The organism is Actinomadura kijaniata (assembly GCF_014138665.1).
Classification (GTDB): Bacteria; Actinomycetota; Actinomycetes; order Streptosporangiales; family Streptosporangiaceae; genus Spirillospora; species Spirillospora kijaniata.
Map to the genome: position 1 here is coordinate 327,785 of NZ_JACJIA010000010.1, position 23,678 is coordinate 351,462.

Annotated in this window: 21 protein-coding genes; 11 read left to right on the forward strand and 10 right to left on the reverse strand. The window is 74.7% G+C overall.

What is annotated here, in order from left to right:
• The first annotated feature begins 12 nt into the window (after positions 1-12).
• Genes HNR61_RS33030 through fahA form a run of 4 tightly spaced genes read left to right on the forward strand, consistent with a single transcriptional unit; the run spans position 13 to position 4,844 of the window.
• Complete coding sequence (locus tag HNR61_RS33030; protein WP_182847058.1) at positions 13-1,656, forward strand: FAD-dependent monooxygenase; 1,644 nt, start codon at positions 13-15, stop codon at positions 1,654-1,656.
• The gene (locus tag HNR61_RS33035) at positions 1,631-2,827 is read left to right on the forward strand and encodes a homogentisate 1,2-dioxygenase (protein ID WP_182847059.1); all 1,197 of its coding nucleotides are present in this window, start codon (positions 1,631-1,633) and stop codon (positions 2,825-2,827) included. Before HNR61_RS33030 ends, HNR61_RS33035 begins: the two co-directional genes overlap by 26 nt.
• On the forward strand, positions 2,824-3,648 hold the full coding sequence (locus HNR61_RS33040) for a hypothetical protein (protein ID WP_312898215.1): 825 nt from the start codon (positions 2,824-2,826) through the stop codon (positions 3,646-3,648). Before HNR61_RS33035 ends, HNR61_RS33040 begins: the two co-directional genes overlap by 4 nt.
• Positions 3,645-4,844, forward strand: a complete 1,200-nt coding sequence (gene fahA / locus HNR61_RS33045) for a fumarylacetoacetase (RefSeq protein WP_182847060.1) — start codon at positions 3,645-3,647, stop codon at positions 4,842-4,844. Before HNR61_RS33040 ends, fahA begins: the two co-directional genes overlap by 4 nt.
• On the opposite strand, the gene HNR61_RS33050 is transcribed toward fahA, so the two are convergent.
• From HNR61_RS33050 to HNR61_RS33075, 6 genes are all read right to left on the reverse strand, one after another.
• Positions 4,841-6,607: an ABC transporter ATP-binding protein gene (locus tag HNR61_RS33050; RefSeq protein ID WP_182847061.1), complete on the reverse strand. Its 1,767-nt coding sequence runs from the start codon at positions 6,605-6,607 to the stop codon at positions 4,841-4,843. The two genes, fahA and HNR61_RS33050, sit on opposite strands and share 4 nt — an antisense overlap.
• Complete coding sequence (locus tag HNR61_RS33055; RefSeq protein ID WP_182847062.1) at positions 6,604-7,146, reverse strand: TlpA family protein disulfide reductase; 543 nt, start codon at positions 7,144-7,146, stop codon at positions 6,604-6,606. The genes HNR61_RS33050 and HNR61_RS33055 overlap by 4 nt, the downstream gene beginning before the upstream one ends.
• Positions 7,143-7,649: a MauE/DoxX family redox-associated membrane protein gene (locus HNR61_RS33060; protein ID WP_182847063.1), complete on the reverse strand. Its 507-nt coding sequence runs from the start codon at positions 7,647-7,649 to the stop codon at positions 7,143-7,145. Before HNR61_RS33060 ends, HNR61_RS33055 begins: the two co-directional genes overlap by 4 nt.
• A 1-nt stretch (position 7,650) precedes the next feature.
• Positions 7,651-8,667: an MvdC/MvdD family ATP grasp protein gene (locus HNR61_RS33065; protein ID WP_182847064.1), complete on the reverse strand. Its 1,017-nt coding sequence runs from the start codon at positions 8,665-8,667 to the stop codon at positions 7,651-7,653.
• A gap of 13 nt (positions 8,668-8,680) precedes the next feature.
• Positions 8,681-8,962, reverse strand: coding sequence for a hypothetical protein (locus tag HNR61_RS33070; RefSeq protein WP_182847065.1), 282 nt, complete (start codon positions 8,960-8,962; stop codon positions 8,681-8,683).
• A 276-nt stretch (positions 8,963-9,238) separates the two neighbouring features.
• On the reverse strand, positions 9,239-10,957 hold the full coding sequence (locus tag HNR61_RS33075) for an AfsR/SARP family transcriptional regulator (RefSeq protein WP_182847066.1): 1,719 nt from the start codon (positions 10,955-10,957) through the stop codon (positions 9,239-9,241).
• A 116-nt stretch (positions 10,958-11,073) separates the two neighbouring features.
• Between HNR61_RS33075 and HNR61_RS33080 the strand changes: the two genes are divergently transcribed.
• Positions 11,074-12,204 (forward strand): methyltransferase, encoded by a 1,131-nt coding sequence (locus HNR61_RS33080; RefSeq protein WP_220510063.1) that lies wholly within the window; start codon positions 11,074-11,076, stop codon positions 12,202-12,204.
• Positions 12,205-12,233: 29 nt separating this feature from the next.
• Here HNR61_RS33080 and HNR61_RS33085 read toward each other — a convergent pair whose 3' ends face one another.
• Genes HNR61_RS33085 through HNR61_RS33095 form a run of 3 tightly spaced genes read right to left on the reverse strand, consistent with a single transcriptional unit; the run spans position 12,234 to position 16,471 of the window.
• A complete protein-coding gene (locus HNR61_RS33085) occupies positions 12,234-13,592 on the reverse strand; it encodes a DUF6351 family protein (RefSeq protein WP_182847067.1) in 1,359 nt (452 codons plus the stop codon).
• Between the two features lie 5 nt (positions 13,593-13,597).
• Complete coding sequence (locus HNR61_RS33090; RefSeq protein WP_182847068.1) at positions 13,598-15,103, reverse strand: long-chain-fatty-acid--CoA ligase; 1,506 nt, start codon at positions 15,101-15,103, stop codon at positions 13,598-13,600.
• Positions 15,104-15,142: 39 nt separating this feature from the next.
• Positions 15,143-16,471 carry a PucR family transcriptional regulator gene (locus HNR61_RS33095; protein WP_182847069.1) on the reverse strand — a complete coding sequence of 443 codons (1,329 nt, stop codon included), beginning with the start codon at positions 16,469-16,471 and terminating at the stop codon, positions 15,143-15,145.
• Positions 16,472-16,647: 176 nt separating this feature from the next.
• On the opposite strand from HNR61_RS33095, the gene HNR61_RS33100 reads away from it, so the two are divergent.
• The 5 genes from HNR61_RS33100 to HNR61_RS33120 are packed head-to-tail and all read left to right on the forward strand — an operon-like array spanning position 16,648 to position 21,310.
• Positions 16,648-17,406 carry an ABC transporter ATP-binding protein gene (locus tag HNR61_RS33100; protein ID WP_182847070.1) on the forward strand — a complete coding sequence of 253 codons (759 nt, stop codon included), beginning with the start codon at positions 16,648-16,650 and terminating at the stop codon, positions 17,404-17,406.
• A complete protein-coding gene (locus tag HNR61_RS33105; protein ID WP_182847071.1) occupies positions 17,403-18,134 on the forward strand; it encodes an ABC transporter ATP-binding protein in 732 nt (243 codons plus the stop codon). The genes HNR61_RS33100 and HNR61_RS33105 overlap by 4 nt, the downstream gene beginning before the upstream one ends.
• A gap of 2 nt (positions 18,135-18,136) precedes the next feature.
• Positions 18,137-19,018 (forward strand): branched-chain amino acid ABC transporter permease, encoded by an 882-nt coding sequence (locus HNR61_RS33110; protein ID WP_182847072.1) that lies wholly within the window; start codon positions 18,137-18,139, stop codon positions 19,016-19,018.
• Positions 19,015-20,034 carry a branched-chain amino acid ABC transporter permease gene (locus tag HNR61_RS33115; RefSeq protein ID WP_246444148.1) on the forward strand — a complete coding sequence of 340 codons (1,020 nt, stop codon included), beginning with the start codon at positions 19,015-19,017 and terminating at the stop codon, positions 20,032-20,034. The genes HNR61_RS33110 and HNR61_RS33115 overlap by 4 nt, the downstream gene beginning before the upstream one ends.
• A 4-nt stretch (positions 20,035-20,038) precedes the next feature.
• Positions 20,039-21,310, forward strand: a complete 1,272-nt coding sequence (locus tag HNR61_RS33120) for an ABC transporter substrate-binding protein (RefSeq protein ID WP_182847073.1) — start codon at positions 20,039-20,041, stop codon at positions 21,308-21,310.
• Here HNR61_RS33120 and HNR61_RS33125 read toward each other — a convergent pair.
• Positions 21,300-22,550, reverse strand: coding sequence for an MFS transporter (locus HNR61_RS33125; protein ID WP_312898216.1), 1,251 nt, complete (start codon positions 22,548-22,550; stop codon positions 21,300-21,302). The genes HNR61_RS33120 and HNR61_RS33125 overlap by 11 nt on opposite strands.
• 72 nt (positions 22,551-22,622) lie before the next feature.
• Here HNR61_RS33125 and HNR61_RS33130 point away from each other — a divergent pair, with 72 nt between their 5' ends.
• Positions 22,623-23,465 (forward strand): LysR family transcriptional regulator, encoded by an 843-nt coding sequence (locus tag HNR61_RS33130; protein WP_182847074.1) that lies wholly within the window; start codon positions 22,623-22,625, stop codon positions 23,463-23,465.
• Positions 23,466-23,678 lie beyond the last annotated feature (213 nt).

Genomic DNA, 23,678 nt, shown 5'->3' on the forward strand with positions numbered 1-23,678 from the left:
GGAGCGCAGGCCATGCCCGTGGACGGGGCCGCCGGCGGCGTCGGCGTCGTGGTGATCGGCAACGGGCCGGTCGGGCAGACCACCGCGCTGCTGCTCGCCCGCCGGGGCGTCCCGGTCGCGCTGCTGGACGCCCGCCCCGCCCGCGACCTGACCGGCTCCCGGTCCATCTGCCAGCAGCGCGACGTGCTGGACGTGTGGGACAGCGTCGGCGCGGGCCGCCGGATCGCCGCCGAGGGCGTCACCTGGACGACCGCCCGCACCTTCCACCGCGACCGCGAGCTGTTCGCCCTCACCCTCGGCGGGCGGGGCCGCTCGGCGTTCCCGCCGTTCGTGAACCTGTCGCAGGCGCGCACCGAGCAGATCCTCGACGAGCGCGTCGCCGCCTCGCCCCTGATCGACGTCCGCTGGGACCACCGGGTCACCGGCCTCGACCAGGACGCCGACGGCGTCACCGTCACCTGCGACGGCGGCCGCTCCCTGCGCGCCCCCTACGCCGTCCTCTGCGCCGGGGCGCACGGCGGGCCGCTGCGGGAGGCGCTCGGCGTGGAGTTCACCGGGCACTCCTTCGACGACCGCTTCCTCATCTGCGACATCCGCGCCGACCTGCCGGGCTGGGCCACCGAGCGCCGCTTCTACTTCGACCCCGCCTGGAACCCCGGCCGCCAGGTCCTCATCCATCCCTGCCCGGACGGCACCTACCGCGTCGACTGGCAGGTCCCCGCCGACTTCGACCTGGCCGCCGAGGAGGCGAGCGGCGCGCTCGACGCCCGCGTCCGCGCCATCGTCGGCGACCGCCCCCACGAGGTGGTGTGGCGGTCGGTGTACCGGTTCCAGTCGCGGGTGGCGTCCCGGATGCGCGTCGGGCGGGTGCTGCTGGCGGGCGACTGCGCGCACCTGATGGCCCCCTTCGGGGCGCGCGGCCTCAACTCCGGCGTCGCCGACGCCGAGAACGCCGCCTGGAAGCTCGCGTTCGTCCTCGACGGCCGGGCGGGGGAGGGGCTGCTGGAGTCCTACCACGCCGAACGCCACGCCGCCGCCCTGGAGAACCTCGCCGTCACCACCGCCACCATGGACTTCCTGGTGCCGCACACCGACGAGCAGCGGCGGCACCGCCGCGACGTGCTCGCCCGCGCCGCCGACGACCCGGACGCCCGCGCGCTGGTCGACTCGGGACGGCTGTACGAGCCGTTCTGGTACGCCGACTCGCCGCTGACCACCCCCGACCCGGACCGCCCGTTCGCGGGCCGCCCGCCGCGCGGCGCGACGCCCCCGCCCGGCCCCGGCGTCCTGCTGCCCGACGTCCCGGTGCGGGCGGGCGGCGCGACCCGGCTCCGCGAGCTCGCCCGCGACGGGTTCCTCCTGCTCGTGGCCGGGGACGGCGATCCCGTCCCGGTCACGGCCGCCGACAGCGGCGGCGTTCCCGTCCGGACCCACCGGATCTCCGAGATCGACGCCACCGGGGAGCTCGCCGCGACCCTCGCCGTACGATCCGGGGAGATCTGGATGGTCCGTCCGGACGCCCACATCGCCGCGGTCCTGCCGAACCCGGACCGCACGCGACTGGTGCGGGCCCTGCGCCGCGCACTCGGTGACCCCGAACCGACCGAACCCGCCAGGAAGGGAGACGACGATGGCGTTCTACCAGCGCGTCGGTGACGTCCCGCCCAAGCGCCACACCCAGCACCGCACCCCCGAGGGCGGCCTGTACTTCGAGGAGCTGATGGGGGAGGAGGGCTTCTCCAGCGACTCCTCGCTGCTGTACCACCGGCACATCCCCTCGGCGATCGTGGACGCGACCCCGTGGGAGCTGCCGGACCTGGCCACCGTGCCCAACCACCCGCTGAAGCCCCGGCACCTGAAGACCCACGACCTGTTCGCCGAGCAGGAGTGGAAGGCCGGCGACGCGGTCACCGGCCGCCGCCTGCTGCTCGGCAACTCCGACGTGCGCATCTCCTACGTCGCCGCCGGGGAGGCCTCCCCGCTGTACCGCAACGGCATCGGCGACGAGTGCGCCTACGTGGAGTCCGGCGAGGGCGTCGTGGAGACCGTGTTCGGCGAGCTGCGGGTCGGGCAGGGCGACTACGTGATCCTGCCGCGCGCCACCACCCACCGCTGGGTGCCGCAGGGCGACCGGCCGCTGCGCGTCTACATCATCGAGGCCGAGTCGCACATCGCGCCGCCCAAGCGCTACCTGTCCAAGTACGGGCAGTTCCTGGAGCACGCGCCCTACTGCGAACGCGACCTGACCGGCCCCGCCGAGCCGCTGCTGGCCGACGGCGAGGACGTCGAGGTCCTCGTCAAGCACCGCGGCCGCGGCGGCATCGTCGGCACCCGGTACGTGTACCCGCACCATCCGTTCGACGTGGTCGGCTGGGACGGCTGCCTGTACCCCTACACCTTCAACATCGCGAACTTCGAGCCGATCACCGGCCGGGTCCACCAGCCGCCGCCCGTCCACCAGGTGTTCGAGGGCCACAACTTCGTCGTCTGCAACTTCGTGCCGCGCAAGGTGGACTACCACCCGCTGTCGATCCCGGTGCCCTACTACCACTCGAACGTGGACTCCGACGAGGTCATGTTCTACTGCGGCGGGAACTACGAGGCCCGCAAGGGGTCGGGCATCGGCCAGGGCTCCATCTCCCTGCACCCGGGCGGCCACGCCCACGGCCCGCAGCCGGGCGCCTACGAGCGCAGCATCGGCGTCGACTTCTTCGACGAGCTGGCCGTCATGGTCGACACGTTCCGGCCGCTGGAGATCGGCGAGGGCGGCCAGGCCGCCGAGGACGACCGCTACGCCTGGACCTGGGCGGGACGGGGACCCCGGTGAGCCCGCTGCCCCTGCCGGCCCTGGCCGGGCTGCTGGACGACGCCGCGCTGTTCCCGCCCGGCGACATGCCGCTGCCCGACGCCGTGCCCGCGCACCACCGGCACCACGCCGCCTGGTACGCCGAGCTGGTCGGCCCGCTGGTGTTCCCCGCGCCGCGCCTGCACGAGCTGCCGGACGTCCTTGACGGCCGCCCGATCGCGCTGAGCGTCACCGTCCCGCAGGGACCGGCCGCGCTCGCCCCGGCGCTGAAGGCCGTCGCGGACCTGCCGCACGCGTCGCTGGCCGCCGTGGAGATCACCGTGCCGCCCGGCACCGAGCTGGCGGACCTGCTCGCCGTCCTGGACGAGCACCTCACCGACCAGGTCCTCGGCTACGTCGAGGTGCCGCGCGACGACCGCCGCGAAACCGTCCTGGACGCCCTGGCGGGCACCCGCCACCGCGCCAAGTTCCGCACCGGCGGCCTGGTGCCCGACGCCCACCCCTCCGAACAGGAGCTGGCCGGGAGCATCCACGCCGCCGTCGCGCGGGGCGTGCCGTTCAAGTGCACCGCCGGGCTCCACCACGCCGTCCGGCGCACCGACGGATCCCTGGAGCAGCACGGCTTCCTCAACGTGCTGCTGGCCACCGGCGCCGCCCTGGACGGCGCGTCCCCCGCCGCCCTGGCCGCGATCCTCGCCGACCGCTCCCCGGCGTTCGACCTGACCGGCGAACGCCTGGCCGCCGCGCGCGGCGCGTTCGCCTCGTTCGGCACGTGCAGCGTCGCCGACCCGGTGGACGACCTGCTGGCCCTCGGCCTGATCACGAGAAACGGAACCCGATGACCTGGCTCGACCTGCCCGCCGACACCCTGTTCGGCATCACCAACCTGCCGTACGGCGTGTACTCCCACGGCTCGGAGGCCCCGCGCTGCGGCGTGCGGATCGGCGACCACGTGCTCGACCTCGCCGCCGCCCTGGCCCCCGACCCGGCCGCGGAGGCGTTCGCCGCGCCGACCCTCAACGCGTTCATGGCGCAGGGCCGCGACCGCTGGAGCGCCGTCCGCGCCCGCCTGGTGGAGCTGCTCACCGACGAGGCCCACCGCGCCGCCGTCGAACCGCACCTGCGCCCCCTCGCCGAGGTGCGGCCGCACCTGCCGTTCGAGGTCGGCGACTACGTGGACTTCTACGCCAGCGAGCACCACGCCTCCAACATCGGCCGGATGTTCCGCCCGAACACCGACCCCCTCACCCCCAACTGGAAGCACCTGCCGATCGGCTACCACGGCCGCTCCGGCACCGTCGTCCCGTCCGGCACCCCGATCGTCCGGCCGCGGGGCCAGCGCAAGGCCCCCGACGAGACGTTCCCGACGTTCGGCCCGTCCCGCCGCCTCGACATCGAGGCCGAGGTCGGCTTCGTCGTCGGCACGCCCTCCGCGCTGGGCGAGCCGGTCTCCATCGACGCCTTCCCCGACCACGTCTTCGGCGTCTGCCTGGTCAACGACTGGTCCTCGCGCGACCTCCAGGCCTGGGAGTACGTGCCGCTGGGGCCGTTCCTCGGCAAGTCGTTCGCCACCTCGGTCTCCCCGTGGATCGTGCCGCTGGAGGCCCTGGAGGCGGCCCGCATCGCCCCGCCGCCGCGCGACCACACCCTGCTGCCCTACCTGTCCGACACCGACAACTGGGCGCTGGACCTGTCCCTGGAGGTCCGCGTGAACGACCAGGTCGTCTCCCGCCCGCCGTTCTCGACCATGTACTGGACCCCGGCGCAGATGCTCGCCCACATGACGGTGAACGGCGCGTCGGTCCGCACCGGCGACCTGTACGCCTCCGGCACGGTCTCCGGCCCCGAGAGGGACCAGCGCGGCTGCCTGATGGAGCTGAGCTGGGGCGGCAGGGAGCCGCTGAAGCTGGACGACGGCTCGGTCCGGACGTTCCTGGAGGACGGCGACGAGGTGACCATCACCGCCGTGGCGCCGGGCGCGAACGGCACCCGCCTCGGCTTCGGCGAGGTCACCGGCACGGTCCTGCCCGCCCGCTAGTCGCGGTAGCCGGTGGCCTGGAGCGTGAACAGCCGCGCGTACAGGCCACCGGCCCGCAGCAGGGCGTCGTGGGTGCCGCGCTCGGCGACCGCGCCCTCCTCCAGCGCCACGATCGCGTCGGCGTCGCGGACCGTGCTCAGCCGGTGCGAGACCAGCAGGCTGGTGCGGCCCGCGCGGTGCTCGCGCAGCCCCCGGTGCACCTCCGCCTCCGCCTCCGCGTCCAGGCCGGAGCTCGGCTCGTCGAGGATCAGCAGGTCGGCGCGGTCGCGCAGCAGCGCCCGCGCCAGCGCCACCCGCTGCCACTGGCCGCCCGACAGCAGCACCCCCGAACCCGGGTCGTCCTGCTCCGCCGACTCGAACGCCCGCGACAGCACCGTGTCGTACCCCCACGGCAGCGCCGCCAGCGCCCGATCGCAGCCCGCCCGGCGGGCCGCCGCGACGATCCGCGCCCGGTCCTCGCGGGCGTCGGGGTCGCCGACCGCGATGTTCTCGGCGGCGCTCAGCTCGTAGGCCATGAAGTCCTGGAACACCGTGCCGATGCGGCGGCGCAGCCCCGCCACCGGCAGCTCCCGCAGGTCGGTCCCGTCCCACAGGATCGCGCCGCGCGTCGGGTCGTAGAAGCGGCACAGCAGCTTCACCAGCGTGCTCTTGCCGCCGCCGTTCGGGCCGACCAGCGCGGTCGCCGCGCCCGCCGGGATCGTCAGGTTCACGCCGCGCAGCACCCACGGCAGGTCCTCGCCGTACCGGAACCACACGTCCCGCAGCTCGATCCCGTGCCGCAGCGGCGGGACCTCCCCCTCCGCCACCGCGGGCAGGTCGGGCCCGGCCGTCACCACGTGCCGGTAGTGGCCGAACAGCAGCAGCGCCTCCTGGGTGCGGCCGAGGCTCGACACCATCACCGTCAGGCCCGCCTGCACGCCCGCGACCGCCGCGACGAACATCGACACGTCGCCGACCGTCAGCCGCCCCGCGCGGGCCGCGCCCACCGCCCACACCAGGCCCGCCCCGGCCACCACCGAGCCCAGCAGCCCGTGCCCGGCCTGCACCAGCAGCTCCCGGCGGTCCATGCGGCGGCGCTGGGCGTTGCTCCACCGCAGCTCCGTCAGCATCCGCGCCCCGAACAGCCCGCCCAGCCCGAACAGCCGCACCTCCTTGGCCGCGCTGAGGCTGGTCAGCAACTGCGCGTAGAAGAACTCGCGGCGCAGCGCGTGCCCGAGGCCGCCGTGCAGCCGCGCCCGGAACCGGCCCAGCCGGAACTGCCCGTGCAGCGCCACCGCCCCGGCCAGCAGCACCGGGACGAGCATCCAGGCGTTCAGGACCACCAGCGTCCCCACGAAACCGCCCAGCATCAGCAGCCCCTGCGCCGCCCCCAGCGCGCCGCCGACCACCTCCGACGGCCCGGTCGGCCCGGTCTCGGCCGCCAGCGACAACCGGTCGTGGAACCTCGGGTCCTCCAGGCGGCGCAGCCCCGGCATCCGCGCCAGCGCCCCGTACAGGCGTTCCCGCGCGGTCAGGTCCACCGCGCGCTGCGCCTCCGCCTCGACGTACTGGATCACCTGGGGGACCAGCGCCGCCGCCCCGCCCGCCACCGCCAGCAGCAGCGCCGACGCCAGCACCGGGCGGTCCGCCGCGACCCGGTCCAGCACGTCCTTGGTCAGCCACGCCGCCGCCACCGGAACGGCGCTGCCCAGCACCGCCAGGGCCATCCGCAGCAGCAGCCGCGCCCGGCCCGACGCCCACGCCAGCTCCAGCGCGGCGATCATGTCGCCGGGGTCTCCAGCCTGTCGACCAGCGAGTGCGAGGCGACCAGCGTGGAGCCCGACAGCACGGCGAACGCGGGCAGCGCGCCCACCCCGAACGCCGTCGCCAGCGGCCCCTGCTCCTCGTTCTCGGCCAGCACCCGCGCGACGGGCGCGAGCCGCTCGTGGACCTCGGCCGCCGCCGCCCCGTCGCCCATCACGACCGCCAGCACCCGGTCACGCCCGCCCGGCGTCGCCTTGGCGCGCTCCACGAACCCCGGCAGGCTGGCGTCGCACGCCTGGCACCCCGGGGCCAGGAACCCGACCAGCACCTCGCCCTCCAGCTCGTCGCTGGCGACGACCTCCCCGTCCAGCGAGGCCACCCGGAACGCCCCGATCCTCTGCCCGGCTTCCACCGCCATCGGCGGCGGCCAGCCCTGCGGCGGGCGCCCACCGGCCGGGACGCCCTCGCGCAGCATCCGGTTCTGCTCGTTCAGCCGCCGGATCACCGCCAGCAGCAACAGGGTGTTGACCAGGCACACCACGCTCAGCAGCACGGTCATCGCGCCAGCTCCACGATCTCCTCCAGCTCGGCCAGCAGCAGGCCCAGCGCCGCCCCGGCCGCCACCGGCGGCGCCACCGCCGCCGCCGTCCACACGATCTCCGCCCCGGCCGCCGCCGACACGCCGCCGACGGCCGCCACCAGCGCCAGCGCGCCGTTCCGGGCCACCTGCACCGGCCCCGGCGGACGCCGGCCCGCGCCGAAGCACCGGCACGGCACCCGCACCCGCCGCCGGATCATCGACGCCAGCGCCGCGGTGAACACCGCCAGCAGCGCCAGCGCCGCCCCGAACCCGAACGCGGCGGTCGCGGGGACCAGCACGGCCACCGCCGTGCCCGCCTCCGCGGCCACCGCCAGGGGCGCGGCCCACGCGGGGACCCGGACGGTCCGCGCGAGCCAGCGCCGGAAGTCGGCGTAGGCGGCGCGCCCGGCCACCTTCGCGAGCGCCGAGCCCGCGAAGGCGACCGCGACGGCCGCCTGACACCCGACCAGGAGCGCCGGCATCTCAGTAGCCGACCTGGGTCACCTCGCCCCGCGCGAACGGCCCGCCCCGCACCAGCAGGTCGGCCATGTGCTCGTGCAGGGGGAGGTCCAGGTCGTACTTCATCCACATGAACTGCCCGGCCGGGTTCACCTCCAGGAAGATGTGCTCGCCCTCGGGGGTGACGATGAAGTCGACCGCGGCGTACACGGCGTTCAGCTCCGACAGCAGGGCCTGGGTCTTCTTGACCACGTCGTCGGGCAGCGGCCGGTAGTCGCCGTAGGGCAGGACGGAGTGCTCGCCCGCCTCGCCCCGCCAGTCGACCTTCGTCGTGTCCATCTCCTGCGAGTTGATCACCACCGGGAAGTAGGTGTTCCCGATGACGGTCAGCCGGACCTCGTAGGCCTTCTCGACGTACTCCTGGAACATGCACATCGTGTGGCCCACGCGGTCGAGGTGCTCGTGGATCTCGTCACCGACCACCGTGGTGAGCAGCCCGCCCGGGAACGCCCCCGGATAGTGGATCACCCCGCCGGTCTGCGACTTGTAGACGATCGGCTCGCCCCCGGCCTCCAGCAGCTCCCGCACCTCCGCCGGGTCGTTGGTGAGCAGCGTCCTCGGGACCCGGAACCCCAGGCGCTTGGCCAGCTGGAGCTGGTAGGGCTTCAGATCGCCGATCGCGTCGACGTCGGGCCGGTTGACCCACAGGCAGCCGGTGGCGCGCATGATGCCGCCGATCGCCTGCATGGCCTCCTTGCGGGCGAACTGGCGTTCCGGCTCGCCCATCTCCGGACCGAAGTCGAACCCGGTCGGGCGGCGGTACCACACCGCCGACAGCGCGTCGAGGTCGACGACGCGGTCGCGGTGCCGCAGCTGCCGCCGCTCCCCCCGGAAGTCGGAGGTCGTGAACGACATCCGGCGCGGGAAGTAGCTCAGGTCCACCCGCACGACCTGCGCGCCCCGCTCCCCGAGGGCCTGGATGACCGGATCGACGGTCGGGTCGAAGTCCTGGGTGACGACCAGGACGGTGGGGTCGGTCACCGCGCTCCCGTCCTCAGGCGCACGTGTCGTCGCGGCAGCGGTCCGACCCCATGTAGCAACTGGTGTTGGTGTAGGTGGCGATCCCGGCGGTCGGCATGCCGTCGGGGAACGACCAGGTCTGCGACTCCTCGTCGTAGTCGCCCGGCTGCGGGGCGGCCAGCGAGCCGTCCCACTCGGAGTAGAGGTAGGCGAGCGGCTGGAGCCGCTCGTCGGCCGGCGGCTGCGGCTCGACGTGGTGCCCGTCGACCATCGACAGGGTGGTCAGCAGGGGGTCTCGGGTGAGGACGTCGGACACGGCTGTTCCTCCTTGCCCGCCGGGGTCTCCGGCGACGACGGCTCGGTGATACCGGCGATTCCGGTCACCTCTCCGGAGAGGTCCCGCACCAGGGCGTCCCTCGCGCGGGCCCGCGGGCACCGCCCGGACGACGGGCACGCCCTCGTGCGGCTCCGGCGGATCGAAGCGGAGGGACACCGGCGCCGCGGTGCCCTCCGGGCGCGGCCCGGGGCCGCTGTCTGCGATCACTGCTGCATCTTGACCGAGCCCCGCTTTCGGCCCGCTCGCGAACCGCTCTCAGAAGATCCGGGCGGCCTCGGCGGCGTACAACCGGACCAGCGCGGCGGCCCGGTAGACGCCGTCCTCGCCCGGGACCTCCAGCAGGCACGCGTCCACCAGGGACTCCAGCCCCTCCACCACGGCGTCGGGGTCGCCGTCCACCGCCACGACGGCCTCGCCGGCGGTGAACCCGTCCGGCAGCGCCGCCAGGGAGCGGAACAGCGACCGTTCGCGTTCGGGCAGCTCGCGGTAGGCGGCGGCCAGCGCGTTGCGCACCGCCAGACCGGGCACGGCCAGGCCGCCGAGCCGCCGTCGCGGATCGCGCAGCGCCGCCGCGAGCCCCGCCGCCCCCAGCCCCGGCCGCAACGCCAGCCGCATCCCGGCGGCCCGCAACGCCAGCGGCAGCCCCCCGCACAGCCGCACGACCTCGACGGCCTCCGGCCCCGGCGCGACACCCCCGACCAGCCCCAGCAGCCGGACCCCGTCGTCCTCGGCCAACGGCCCCAGCCGCACCAGCCGCACCCCCGTCAGCCCCGCCAGGCACGCCCGCCCGGTGACCAGCACGGCACAGCCCGCGGCCCCCGGCACCAGCGGCCGCACCTGCCCGGCCGTCACCGCGCCGTCCAGCACCACCAGCACCCGGCGCCCGGCCGTCCGCGACCGGAACAGCGCGGCCCGCTCCTCCAGGGTCGCCGGAAGCCCGGCCTCCCCCAGGTCGCGCAGGAACCGCCGCAGCACCTCGGCCGGATCCACCGGCGCGCCGTCCGCCCGCAGCTCCGCGTAGAGCTGCCCGTCGGGGAACAGCGCCGCCATCCGGTGCGCCACGTGCACCGCCAGCGCCGACTTGCCGACCCCGGGCGCCCCCGCGATCCCGAACACCAGCGGCCCCCGCCGGTCCTGCTCGGCCAGCAGCGGCCCGCCGATCGCCGCGACCTCCGCGCCCCGCCCGGTGAAGTCGCACACGTCCGGCGGCACCTGCCGGGGCGGCGCGGACCGTTCCCCCGGAAGCGCCGCGGCGTGCGCGGCCCGCAGCTCCGGCGACGGCGCGATCCCCAGGTCGTCGGCCAGCCGCTGCCGCACCCGCTCCACCTGGAGCACCGCCTCGGCGTGCCGCCCGCACGCCGCCAGCAGCCGCACCAGCCGCGCCTGCAACGGCTCGTCGTAGGGCGCGGCCAGCGACGCCGCGCTCACCGGCGGCACCGCCTCGGAGGCGCGCCCGAGGTTCAGCGCCACGTCGGCGAGGGCCGCCGCGCAGAGGACCCGTTCGTGCTCCAGGGCCCGCACCGCCGGATCGGCCGCCAGCGACCCGGGGCGCCCGCCCAGGACCGGTCCCTGCCACTCGCCGAGCGCCCCCGCCAGCAGCCGCATCCGTTCCTCGGGATCGTCGGCGGCCTGGCCCGCCCGCAGCCCCTCCCGGAACCGCACCAGATCGACGGCGCCGCCCACCACCGTCAGCCGGTAGCCCGAACCGCTGTGCTCCAGCCCGCACTGCGTTCCGGCGAACCCCTGCAACCAGGTGCGCAGCCGGTGCACGGCGCACTGGAGCGCCCGGCGGGTGCCCCGCTCCTCGCCCCAGGCCAGGTCCAGCAGCCGTTCCTCGCCGACGACCTCACCGGGCGTGAGCAGCAGCGCCCCGAACAGCGCCCGCGCCCCGGGACCGGGCAGCCGGACCGGCCGCCCGCCCGCGCGGACGGCCAGATCACCAAGGACGCGCACGTCCAGACCGAACTCGCCCAACCCACCGCCTCCGAGCCCCGGACGAGACGAACGTAAGCGCTTTCCGATCTCCCGGCAAGACACCGCGGGCGGCCGGACCCTGACAGCCGGGAACGGGCCGGTAACCTGGGCGGACCATGGAACATCTGGGGACGCCGTGGGGTGGGTTCGAGCTCGTCCGCCACCCGCACGACGAGCGTTCCGGGCTGCGGGCCTGGGACGCCGCCGACGAGTACCTGCTGCGCCACCTGGCCGAGACCGGCTGGGACCCCTCGGGCACGCTGGTCGTGCTCGGCGACCGGTGGGGCGCGCTGACCACGGCCCTGGCCGGGCACGGCCCCGTCCAGATCACCGACTCGTTCCTGGGCCGCACCGCCACCGCCGAGAACCTGGAACGCAACGGCCGCCCGCCCGTCACGCTCCTGACCACGCGCGACGCCCCGCCCGACCGGATCGACACGCTGCTGGTCCGCGTCCCCAAGAGCCTGTCGCTGCTGGAGGACCAGCTCCGCCGCCTCGCGCCCGCCGTGCACGCGGGCACGGTGATCGTCGGCACCGGCATGGTCAAGGAGATCCACACCTCGACCCTGACCCTCTTCGAGACGATCCTCGGCCCGACCCGCACCTCGCTGGCCGTGCGCAAGGCCCGCCTGATCCTCTGCGAGCCCGACCTGTCGCTGCCCCGCGTCCCCAGCCCGTGGCCGCTGCGCTACGACCTGCCCCCCGACGCCGGCGCCGCCGCGGGCCGCCCCGTCGTCAACCACGCGGGCATCTTCTCCGCCGACCACCTCGACATCGGCACCCGCTTCCTCCTCCAGCACCTCCCGCAGGGGGACTTTCGCCGCATCATCGACCTGGGCTGCGGCAACGGAGTGGTCGGCACGGCGGCGGCCCTCCTGCACCCCGACGCGGAACTCCTCTTCGTCGACGAGTCCTACCAGGCCGTCGCCTCCGCCGAGGAGACCTTCCGCGCCAACGCGACCAACCGGGCGGGGTTCCGCGCCGCCAACGCCCTGACCGACGCGGAACCCCGCTCGGCCGACCTCGTGCTGAACAACCCTCCGTTCCACTCCCACCAGGCCACCACCGACGCGACGGCCTGGCAGATGTTCACCGGAGCCCGCCGCACCCTGGACCGGGGCGGCGAACTCTGGGTGATCGGCAACCGCCATCTCGGCTACCACGTGAAACTCCGCCGGATCTTCGGCAACTGCACGACGGTGGCCTCCAACCCGAAATTCGTCCTCCTCCGCGCCGTCCGCCGCTAGGACGGCGCGAACGGCACTCCTCGGGGTGGTCAGCCGGTGGGGCAGGGGGTGTAGAAGCGGCGGGTTCCTGTGGTGTGGGCCGTCGGGTCGGTGAAGCGGCAGCCGTAGGTGGGGGCGGCGACCTTCCGCGGGTTCCGTACGTCGTCGCCTTCGGGGCGGGGGCCGCCGCGTTCCCAGCGGACCAGGTCGTCCCAGGCCCGGCCCGCCTCGGCCGGGCTGAACTCGCAGTGGCCGAGGGCGCGGATCGCCCGTTGCACCAGCAGGTGGCCCCGGCGGTGGCGGTCGGCGTCGGCGCGGTAGTGCTGCTCCATCGAGAACGGCACGAACACGTCCCCGATGTTGTGCAGGGACAGGACGGGCGCCGTCAGGCGGCCCGAGACGGACGGGACCTGCGTGAGGCGGCGGGTGTGGCGGCTGGCCGGGTCGGCGGGGCGGACGCGCTGGACGGTCCGGTTGACATCGACCGGCGTGGTCGGGGTGTAGAACGTGCGGACGTTCGTCGCGACGCGGTCCGGGTTCTGCGCCAGGGACCCGTCGGTCGGGGGACCGGCCAGGCCGAACAGGTAGTTCTGCCAGTACGCGAACGCCGCCCGGTCCGCCGGGCGCGGCCCGCCGCTGCGGTTGATCACGATGGAGCGGAACTGGTCGCCGAGCTTGGTGGTGGTGTCCGGCCCGCCCGGCGTCAGGGCGGTGAGGCCGAGCCGCTGCTTGATCCGGGGGACGACCGCGGTCTGGTAGCCGGGCGGCGGCGGGTAGGCGCGCAGGTCCGCCAGGTCCTGCGCGACGACGTGGAAGTCCAGGAAGAAGTCGAACAGCGCGTGGTCGCCGACCGCCCCGCACATCGGCATCGCCCCGTCGTAGAAGCCGGGGAACTCCTCGATCGACCGCGCCGCGATGTGCCCGCCCATCGACACCCCGGCCAGGAACGTGCGGCGCGGCTCCCCGACCCGGCGCGCGAAGTGCCGTGCCAGCGTGCGGGTGCTGAGCACCCCGGCGCGCACGTCGTAGTCGTTGGCGTAGTAGGACGAGGCGGCCCAGGCGTACCCCTGGTCGAGCACCCTCTGCCGTAGCCCGTACGCCGGGGGGTCCACCGTCAGCACGCGGGTGTCGCCGCGGTAGCCGTGCGCCCACATCATGAGCCGCCCGTTCCAGTTCGGCGGCACCTCGATGATGTAGGCGGCGTGCCCCCGGACGCCCTGGTGGACGCGGGTGGGGCGCCCGTCCACCAGGGCCGGGGGCAGCGGCGGGTTGCTGATCGTGTAGCCGGGCAGCGGCTGGTCGTCGGGGACCCGCCCGCTCTGGGCGGACGCGGCCTCGGCCGGAGCGGTCAGGACCGCCGCGCACAGGGCGGTCAGGACGGTCAGGGTCACCGGTCGTCGACGGCGCACGGCCGTCACCTCCTCGGGGTGGGGGGAACGGCGGCCGGAGCGGCCGGCAGCCGCAACGCGCGTTTGATGATCTTTCCGGTGGGGCCGGTCGGCAGCTCGTCCACGAGCCGGACCAGCCGGGGGAACTTGTAGGCGGCCACGCGCTCGCGGACGAAGTCCCGCAGCTCCTCCGGCGGGACCCGCGCGCGCACCGCCACCACGGCGGCGACCTCCTCGCCCAGTTCGGGGTGCGGAACGCCCACGACGGCGGCCTGGCGCACCGCCGGGTGCTCGTACAGGACCTCCTCCACCTCGCGCGGGTACACCGTGTACCCGCCGCGGATGATCACTTCGCGGCGGCGGCCGACCAGGAAGAAGAAGCCGTCGGCGTCGACCCGGCCCAGGTCGCCGGTGTGGAACCAACCGTCGCGGACCGCCTCGGCGGTGCCCTCGGGGTCGTTCCAGTAGCCCTTCATCACGTTGGGCCCGCGCACGGCGATCTCGCCGATCTCGCCGGGCGGCGCCTCCCGCCCCCGCTCGTCCACCACCCGCATCGCCACGCCGGGCACGGGCCGTCCGATCGAGCCGGGCCGGTGCCCCGCGCCGCCCCGGTTGGACGCCGCCACCGGCGAGGTCTCGCTCAGCCCGTACCCCTCGAAGATCACGCAACCGAACCGCGTCCGGTAGGCGCGCAGCACGTCCAGCGGCAGCGGCGCGCCGCCGCTCACGCAGACCCGCAGCAGCGACAGGTCGGCCGCGCCCGGCAGGTCCAGCAGCGCGATGTACATCGACGGCACCCCCTGGAACACCGTCACCCCGTCCCGCCGGATCACCTCCAGGGCGCGTTCGGGCTCGAACCGCGGCATCAGGGTCAGCCGGGCCCCGGCGTGGACGGCGGCGTTCAGCGTGCAGGTCAGCCCGAACGCGTGGTACAGCGGCAGCGCCCCCAGCAGCACGTCGTCCACGCCGAGCGCCTGCACCCGCGCCACCGCCGCAGCGTTGGACCCCAGGTTGCCGTGGGTCAGCTCGATGCCCCGGGGCCGCCCGGTCGTCCCCGCGCTGTAGAGGATCACGGCGGTGTCCCCGGCCGCCGCCGGGGCGACGGCGCGGTCGGGCCGCTCCTCGCGCAGCAGCCGGTGGAACTCCCCGGGCACCACGAACAGGTAGTCGGTGCGGGTCCCGGCCGTGCCCGACTCCACGGCCTCGGCGCACGCGTGCCAGGCGACCACCAGCCGGGCCGCGCAGTCGCCGAGGAACGCCGCGATCTCCCGCCGCTTCAGCAGCGGGTCCAGCGGGACGACGATCGCCCCGGCCCGCAGCGCCCCGTAGTACACGACCGCGAACTCGGGGACGTTCGGCAGCATGACCGCGACCCGGTCGCCGGGCCCGATCCCGCGCCGCCGCAGCAGCGCCGCGACCCGGGCGCTCCAGAGGTCCAGCGCCCGGTAGGCGAGGTCGGTGCGGTCCAGGGTGAGGACCGTCCGCCCGCCGAGCCGTTCGGCGGCGGTCCGCAGCCGGTCAGCCAGGTTCATGACCCGACGCTACGGCGGAGGTCCCACCGTTCTCATTGGTCACGGAGACCAGTCTTTCCGCGCCGGATTGGTGCGCCGCGGCGCGGCGTCCTGGAGCGCGATCGCGACCAGCAGGTCCACCAGGTCGGCGATGTGCCGCGGGTTCCGGCCGGTCCGCTCCTGGACGCGGCGCAGCCGGTACTGGGCGGTGTTGTGGTGGATCTGGAGCCGCTCGGCCGCCGCCCGCAGGTTCAGGTCGGCGGCGGCGAACGCGCGGATCGTCGCGGTCAGCACCCCGCCGCGCGCCCGGTCCTCGGCCAGCAGCCCCGCCACCGACGGGTCGACCAGCCGCCGGGCGGTGCCGTCGGCCCGCAGCGCCAGGTACTCGAACGGCCGCATCCGCGGCAGCGCCGCCACCCCGCCCTCCTCGGGCAGGAACTCCAGCGCGGTCCGCGCCTCCCGGTGCGCGCGGGGGACGTCCGCCATCCCCGGCACGACGGTGCTGACGCCCACCGCCAGCGCGACGCCCTCGCCCAGCAGCCGGTCGCGCACCTCCTGGAGCCGGTCGCACAGCCGCCCGGGGTCGCCGCCGGGCCCCAGCGCGGCCACCGCGACGATCTCCGAGTCGCGCAGCACCGTCAGCGGGCGCCGCCCGTTCACCACCAGGTGCCCGATCGCCGTGCCCGCCTCGTGCCAGGCGTCCGCGCCGGTCGCGGCGTCCCGGCCGGGCCCGGCGTCGGGACCGACCAGCACGGCCGCCACCACCACCAGCGGGGCGCGGGGGTCGGGCCCCAGCCCGTGCGCGTGCGCGGTGGCCAGCTGCGGGCCGCCCGCCGGGAGAGCGCCCGCCAGCAGCGTCTCCAGCAGGTCGCGGCTCTCCCGCGCCACCTCGGCGGCGGCCTGCCGCTGGTACTCCACGTAGGTGTTGGCCGCGTGCGTGCTGACGAAGTCGATGTAGCGCATCAGCGCCGACGCCAGCGACAGCGCGGCCACGTTGCCGACGTCGGTGCCGCCCGCGCGCTCGACGATCGCGTCCCAGAACACCTGCTGGCCGACCCGGTAGGCGTTGATGTAGTCGGCCAGCGCGAACCCGGCCCGCGCGCGGCGCATCGACGCGCGCCGGGTGAAGGCGATGTCGTCGACGGTGACCTCGCGCTCCTCCAGGAACGCCGCCAGCTTGTTGCGGTAGTGGCGCAGCACCTGTTCGCGCACGTCGGCGTGGAACGCGGGGCCCTGCGCGTCGTAGGCGGGGATCTCCGCGCGGATGGCCGCGACCGCGCGGTCGGCCAGTTCGTCCACGCGGCCGAGCAGCTCGGTGAGGATACGCGTGCGCTCGGTCCGGACAGCGTCCGTCCCGGTGAACGTTCCCGTGCCGTCACCACCGGACATGTGCGGATCATCCATGGCGCCCGCGGGGCCGTCAACGTGTCGTGACAACTTCGGGACCGGCGCTGTGCTCGGCGGACAACTCGCCGTTCCCATCTTGGGTGACAGCGCCCAATGTGCGGCCCGGAGGCGGAACCTACGCTGGCGCACCACCGCCACCACCCCGCGCAGGAGGCCGGATGCTGGAGGTCCACGAGCTCACCGTCCGGTTCGGCGGCATCACGGCCCTGGACGGGGTCGGCTTCACCGTGGCGCGCTGCGCGATGGTCGGGCTGATCGGCCCCAACGGCGCGGGCAAGACCACGCTGTTCAACTGCCTGACCCGCCGCCACCGCGCCGACGGCGGCGAGGTCCGCTACGAGGGCCGCGGCCTGCTCGCCGAGCCGCCGCACGCGATCGCCGGGCTCGGCATCGGCCGCACCTTCCAGAACCTCGGCCTGTTCCCGCGCATGTCGGTGCGCGAGAACGTCATGGTCGGCGCGCACCACCACGGCCGCGCCGGGTTCCTCACCGCCGCGCTGCGGCTGCCGCGGGTGCGCCGCGAGGAGGCCCGGTTGCGCGAGGAGGCCGACGCGGTCCTGGCCCGCCTGGACCTGGCCGCCGTCGCCGACCACCCGGCGGCGGGGCTGCCGTTCGGCACGCTGAAACGCGTCGAGCTGGCCCGCGCCCTGGCCGGACGCCCCCGCCTGCTGCTGCTGGACGAGCCGGTCAACGGCCTCAGCCACGGCGAGGTCGACGCGTTCGCCGACACGCTGCGCGCCCTCCGCGAGGAGCTGTCGCTGACCGTGGTCGTCGTGGAGCACCACATGGGGTTCGTGATGGGGACCTGCGACCGGGTCGTCTGCCTGGACTTCGGCCGCAAGATCGCCGAGGGGCCGCCCGAGGAGGTCCAGCGCGACCCCGCCGTCATCGAGGCCTACCTGGGGACGGCCGCATGAACGCGAAGGACGAGGCGTTTCTCAAGGTCGAGGACCTGCACGCCGGGTACGGCGACGTCCGGGTGCTGCACGGCGTCGGGCTGTCGGTGGGGCAGGGCGAGATCTGCGCGATCCTCGGCCCGAACGGCGCGGGCAAGACCACGCTGCTGCGGGCGCTGTGCGGGATGGTCCGCGTGCGCGGGGCGGTCCGGCTGGACGGGGTGCCGCTGTCCGGGCGTTCCCCCGACGCGGTGGCGCGCCTCGGCGTGGCGCACGTCCCCGAGGGGCGCGGCACGTTCATGCCGCTGACGGTCGAGGAGAACCTGCGGGTCGGGGCCTACACGCGCCGCGACCGCGCGGCCGTCCGCGACGACCTGGAACGCGTGTACGGCTACTTCCCCGCGCTGAGGAAACGGCTCCGCCAGCAGGCGGGCAGCCTGTCCGGCGGCGAGCAGCAGATGCTCGCCATCGGCCGGGCGCTGATGCTGCGCCCCCGGCTGCTGCTGCTGGACGAGCCGTCGCTCGGACTGGCCCCGATGGTCACCCGGGAGCTGTTCGGCATCGTCGCCTCGATCAACCGGGAGGAACGCACCACCGTGGTCGTCGTGGAACAGAACGCCCATCTGGCGCTGGACGTCGCCGGGCAGGCGCACGTGCTGGAGACCGGCCGGATCGCGCTGTCGGGCTCGGCCGCCGACATCCGGGCCGACGAGCAGGTCGCCCAGTCCTACCTGGGATACCGGATCTAGCCATGGCCGGATTCCTGCAGCAGGTCGTCGAGGGCCTCGGCGCGGGCGCGATCTACGCCAGCCTGGCGCTGGCCCTGGTCCTGATCTACCGGTTCACCGGGATCGTGAACTTCGCGCAGGGCGAGCTGGCCATGTTCGCCACCTACATCGCCTGGCAGTTCACGCACGCCGGGGTGCCGTTCTGGCTGGCCCTGGTGCTGACGCTGGCGGTGGCGTTCGCGGGCGGGATGCTCATCGAACGGGTGGTCATCCGGCCCGTGGAGGGCGCGCCCGAACTCACCGTCGTGATCGTCACCGTGGGGCTGTTCATCCTGGTCAACGCGGCGGCCGGCTGGATCTGGTCGTTCCTGATCAAGGACTTTCCCAACCCGTTCCCGCGCGGGGCGCTGGAGGCCGGGGGAGTGGGCGTCGCCTACTCCACGCTCGGCGTCATGGGCGTGGTCGCCGCCGTCATGGGCCTGCTGTACCTGCTGTTCCGGCACACCAAGATCGGCCTGGGGATGCGGGCGGTGGCGAGCGGCCCCGAGTCGGCGCGGCTGGTCGGCATCCGCGTCGGCTGGACCCTCGCCCTCGGCTGGGGCCTGGCCGCCACGGTCGGCGCGGTGTCGGGCGTGCTGGTCGCGCCGCTGCTGTTCCTGGAGCCCAACATGATGGGCGGCGTCCTGATCTACGCGTTCGCCGCGGCGACCCTCGGCGGGTTCGACAGCCCGGCCGGCGCGGTGGTCGGCGGGCTGGTCGTCGGCGTGGCCGAGACGCTCTCCGGGGCCTATCTGGACTTCGTCGGCTCCGACCTGAAGGTCGGCGTCCCGCTGGCGATCATCCTGGGCGTGCTGCTGCTGCGCCCGCAGGGGCTGTTCGGCCGGGCGGCGGTGGAACGGGCATGAGCGGAGGCACGGTCATGGCCGAACGACGCGGCACCGGGCGGCGCGGCCCCGTCCCGGCGGTCCGGGCGCGCTGGCGGGGCCTGCTGCTGGCGGTCGCGCTGCTGGCGGTCTGCGCCGCGCCGTTCCAGCTGGTGCCGTTCCGGGTCTTCCAGCTCACGATGGTGCTGGTCTACACGGTGGCGCTGATCGGGCTGAACCTGCTGGTCGGGCACGGCGGTCAGATCTCGCTGGGGCACGGGGCGTTCTTCGCGGTCGGCGCGTACGGCACGGCGGTCATGATGTTCCACGGCGGGTGGCCCTACCCGGTGACGCTGCCGGTGGCGGCGGCGGTCGCGTTCGCGATCGGGCTGGCGCTGGGCGTCCCGGCGACCCGGCTGCACGGGCTGTACCTGGCGCTGGTCACCCTCGCCATCGCGATCTTCCTGGTGCCGCTGCTGAAACGGTTCGAGTCGGTGACCGGCGGGTCGATGGGGCTGACCCTCGCCAAGCCGCGGCCCCCGGCCTGGAGCGGCCTGGCCGAGGACCAGTGGCTGTACTTCCTCACCCTGGCGACGGCGCTGCTGGCGCTGGCCGTCAACCACAGCCTGCTGCGCTCGCGCGTCGGCCGGGCGCTGCACGCCGTCCGCGACAACGAGACCGCCGCCGAGGTGATGGGCGTGCGGCTGGCGTTCCACAAGCGGATGGCGTTCGCCTGGAGCGCGATGTTCGCGGGCGCGGCGGGCTGCCTCTACACCTGGGTGATCGGGTTCGTCTCGCCGGACTCCTTCACCGTCAACCTGTCGATCACCCTGCTGGCGGGCCTGGTGATCGGCGGTCTGGGCGCGACGTGGGGCCCGCTGCTCGGCGGGCTGTTCGTGATGTTCGTGCCGAGCCTGTCGCAGGACGTCAACAAGGCGGCGCCCGGCGTCATCTTCGGCTTGTTGATCATCGTGGTGATGTACGTGGCCCCGACCGGCCTGGCCGGGCTCGTGCGGCGCGCCGCGCATTCGTTCGGCAGGACCCTTCGGAAGGGATGAGGGCATGCGTGTGACGGCGATCGGCGGCGCGGCGGCGGCCGTGCTGCTCGCGACGACGGCCGCGTGCGGCGGGCGCGGCGGGGACGACGGCTCCACCACCGCCACCGGCGCGTGCGAGGGCCAGCAGACCACCGGCATCACCGACAAGACGATCAAACTCGGCGGGATCTACCCGCTGTCCGGCCCGGCCTCGGCCTACGGCGACATCCCCAAGGGGATCAAGGCGTACTTCGACTACGTCAACGGCGAGAAGGGCGGCGTCGCGGGCCGGAAGGTCGAGTTCACGGTCCGCGACGACGGCTACCAGCCGCCCAAGGCCGTGGAGGAGGCCCGCCGCCTGGTCGAGCAGGAACGCGTCTTCGCGCTGTTCCAGACCCTCGGCACCCCCTCCACCACGGCGACCTGGGACTACGCCAACCAGCGCAAGGTCCCGCAGATCTTCGTGGCGACCGGCGCGTCCAAGTGGGGCAGCGACACCGGGCACCCCTGGACGATCGGCTGGCAGCCCAACTACGTCTCCGAGGGCCGCGTCTACGCCCAGTACCTCAAGACCGAACGCCCCGCCGCCAAGGTCGCGGTCCTCTACCAGAACGACGACTTCGGCAAGGACCTCCTCAACGGCTTCCGGAAGGCCGTCGAGGGCACCCGCGTCAGCATCGTCAAGGAGCAGAGCTACGAGGTCTCCGACCCCAGCGTCGAACCCCAGATGCGGAACCTGGCCACCTCCCGCGCCGACGTGTTCCTGAACATCACCACCCCGAAGTTCGGCTCCCAGGCCCTGGCCGCCGACGCCAAGCTCACCGGCTGGAACCCGCTGCACATCGTCAACAACGTCGCCGCCTCGATCACCACCCTGCGGCCGGTCGGCTTCGGGAACGTCCAGGGCGTGGTCTCCGCCAACTACTACAAGGACCCCAACGACCCGCAGTGGGACGACGACGCGGAGATGAAGCTCTACCGGGCCAAGATGAAGCAGTACGCGCCGGGCGCCGACCCGGCGGTGCCCTACCACGCGTTCGGCTGGGCGGCGGCGACCAGCTTCCACAAGACGATGGAGGCCGCCAAGTGCCCGACCCGCGAGGGCCTGCGGGACGCGATGCGCGGCCTGAACAACGTGCAGGTGCCGATGCTGCTGCCCGGCGTGACCCTGCAGACCGGCCCCGACGACGGCTTCCCGATCGAGTCGATGCAGATGATGCGCTTCAAGGGCGAGCGCTGGGAGCTGTTCGGCGAGGTGATCGACACCCGTAAGGCCTTCGGTCCGGTCACGGGCTGACCCCGGGGCGGGCGTCGGCCCCGCGCGGCTCCGGGCCCGGCGCCCCCGCGAGGCCGGGCCCGCCGAGCGGGGACCGCGTCCGGGCGGGGGAGCGGCGGGACAGCAGGAGTCCGGTCAGCGCGGCGGCGACCCCGGCCAGCCCGGCCGCCGCGAAGCCGCCCGCCGGAGCGGAGGCGTCGATCGCGATCCCGGCGACCGGGGCCCCGAGCGCGAAACCCGCGCTCAGCGCCGAGGACTGCAACCCCGTCGCCTCGCCCCGCACGCTCGCCGGGGCCAGCCGGCTCACCGCGTCGGCCAGCGTGGAGAGGGTCGGCGCGGTGAGCAGCCCGGAGCCGACGACGGCCACGCACAGCCAGCGCCAGTCGTGGGCGAGCCCGGCGGGGACCGTCAGGAGCCCGAGCAGGCCGAGCAGCAGCCACGTGGGCAGCGACCGGGACAGCGCGCCGTAGACCAGCCCCCCGATGACGGAGGTCACGCCGAGCACGGTCACGACCGCGGCGGCCCAGGACACCTGGCCCGCCTCCTCGAGCGCGGCGACGATGGCGAGGTCGATGCCGCCGAGCAGCATCGTGGTGCCGAACGCCATCGTCAGTACGGCGATCATGCCGGAGCCCAGCCACTCCCGGCGCGGGGGCCGCCCGGCCGCGCCGGCCCCGGCCTCGTCCGCGGCGCGCAGCGGCGGGTCGAGCAGGGCGATCCCGGCCCCGCCGACCACGATCGCGGCGCCGACCCCCCACGCCACCACGCCGGGGGACAGGTTCGCCGCGCACAGGATCACGATCGCCGGGCCCACGATGTACGACAGCTCGCCCTGCACCGACTCCAGCGCGAACGCGGCCCGGCGCTGCCCCGCCGTCGTCATCGCGGCGATCGCCTGCCTGGTCACCGGCTGGGCCGGCACCATCAGCAGCCCCGCGGCGAAGGCGGCGCCCAGCAGGAGCCCGTACGGCAGGGCCGGCACGCTCAGCCAGAACACGACCTGCGCGCCGATGGTCACCAGCAGCACGGCGCGCAGGCCCCGCCGGTCGATCATGCCGCCGAGCAGCGGCCCGCCCAGCGCCACCCCGGCGGTCAGCGCCGCCGCGACGCCGCCCGCCGCCGTGTAGCTCATGCCGAGGCCGAGCACGACGTACATCGTCAGCGCCATCACGTCGGCGGTGATCGCGGTGCGGGCGAGCAGCGAGACGCCCAGCAGCGACGCCAGCCCCGGCACGGCGAGCACCTGTCGGTATCCGGTCACCCGGGTGACGCTAGATCGTCCGTTCCGCCATAGGAAGTGGTTGTTTCGTTGGAGCTGCCATAATGGTTGCTTATGGCCAGGGATCTTGAGATCGCGTTGCTGCGGTCGTTCGTCACCGCCGTGCGGGCGGGGAGCATCAGCCGCGCCGCGACCGCGCTCGGGCACACCCAGCCCGCGCTCAGCCAGCAGTTGCGCAAGCTGGAGGGCACCGTCGGCCGTCCGCTGCTCCACCGGTCGCCGTCCGGCGTCTCGCCGACCCGGGCGGGCGAGGAACTCCTGCCGTACGCCGAACGCATCCTCTCGCTCTCCACCCAGGCGCTCACCGAAACCGGGCGCGTGCTCACCGGCCACTGCGGCGTCGGGCTGCTGGAGGACCTCGCCGCGTCCCAGCTTCCGCAGGCCCTCGCCGACCTCGCCCGGCTGCACCCCGGCGCGACGCTGGAGGTGTTCTGCCTCCCCAACGCCGAGATGCGGCGGGCCTACGACGCGGGCCGCGTCCAGCTCGTGTTCGACGAGGCGCAGGACGTTCCCGGGCCGCCGCGCTGGACGGTGCGCCGCCCGCTGGTCTGGGCGGTCGGCCAGGGGGTGGACGTGGCCGCCGACCCGCTGCCGGTGGTGCTGTTCTCGAACCCGTGCACCTGGCGCACGTCGGTGCTGGAGACGCTGGAACGCACCGGCCGGCGCTGGCGGGTGGCGTTCGAGAGCAACAGCCTGGTCGGCGTGCTCGCCGCGCTGCGGGCCGGGCTCGGCGTCGCGGCGCTCATGCCCGCGAACCTCGAACCGGCCATGGCCTGCCACGACCCGGACGCCCTTCCCGTCCTGCCGGACGTCGAGCTCGGTCTCGCGCGGCACCCGCGGACCGACGGCGATCCGCTGATCGACGCCGTGGAGACCGCGCTGCGGCGCACGATCTGATGAGCCCGATCACGACGGCCGGCACCAGTGGAGGGCCGCGGCCCTGTGATTCATGGGCGCAGGGAGCCGTCGTGCGGTGAGCGGGGCAGTGGCCATGCGGGGATGAGGGCGATGAGAGCGAAGCCGGCCGTCCACCGGAAGGCTTCGCCGACACGCTGGTCAGGCCGGTCGCCCCCGGGATCCGGCCGGGCCGCGGTGGTGAGGTCATGATCG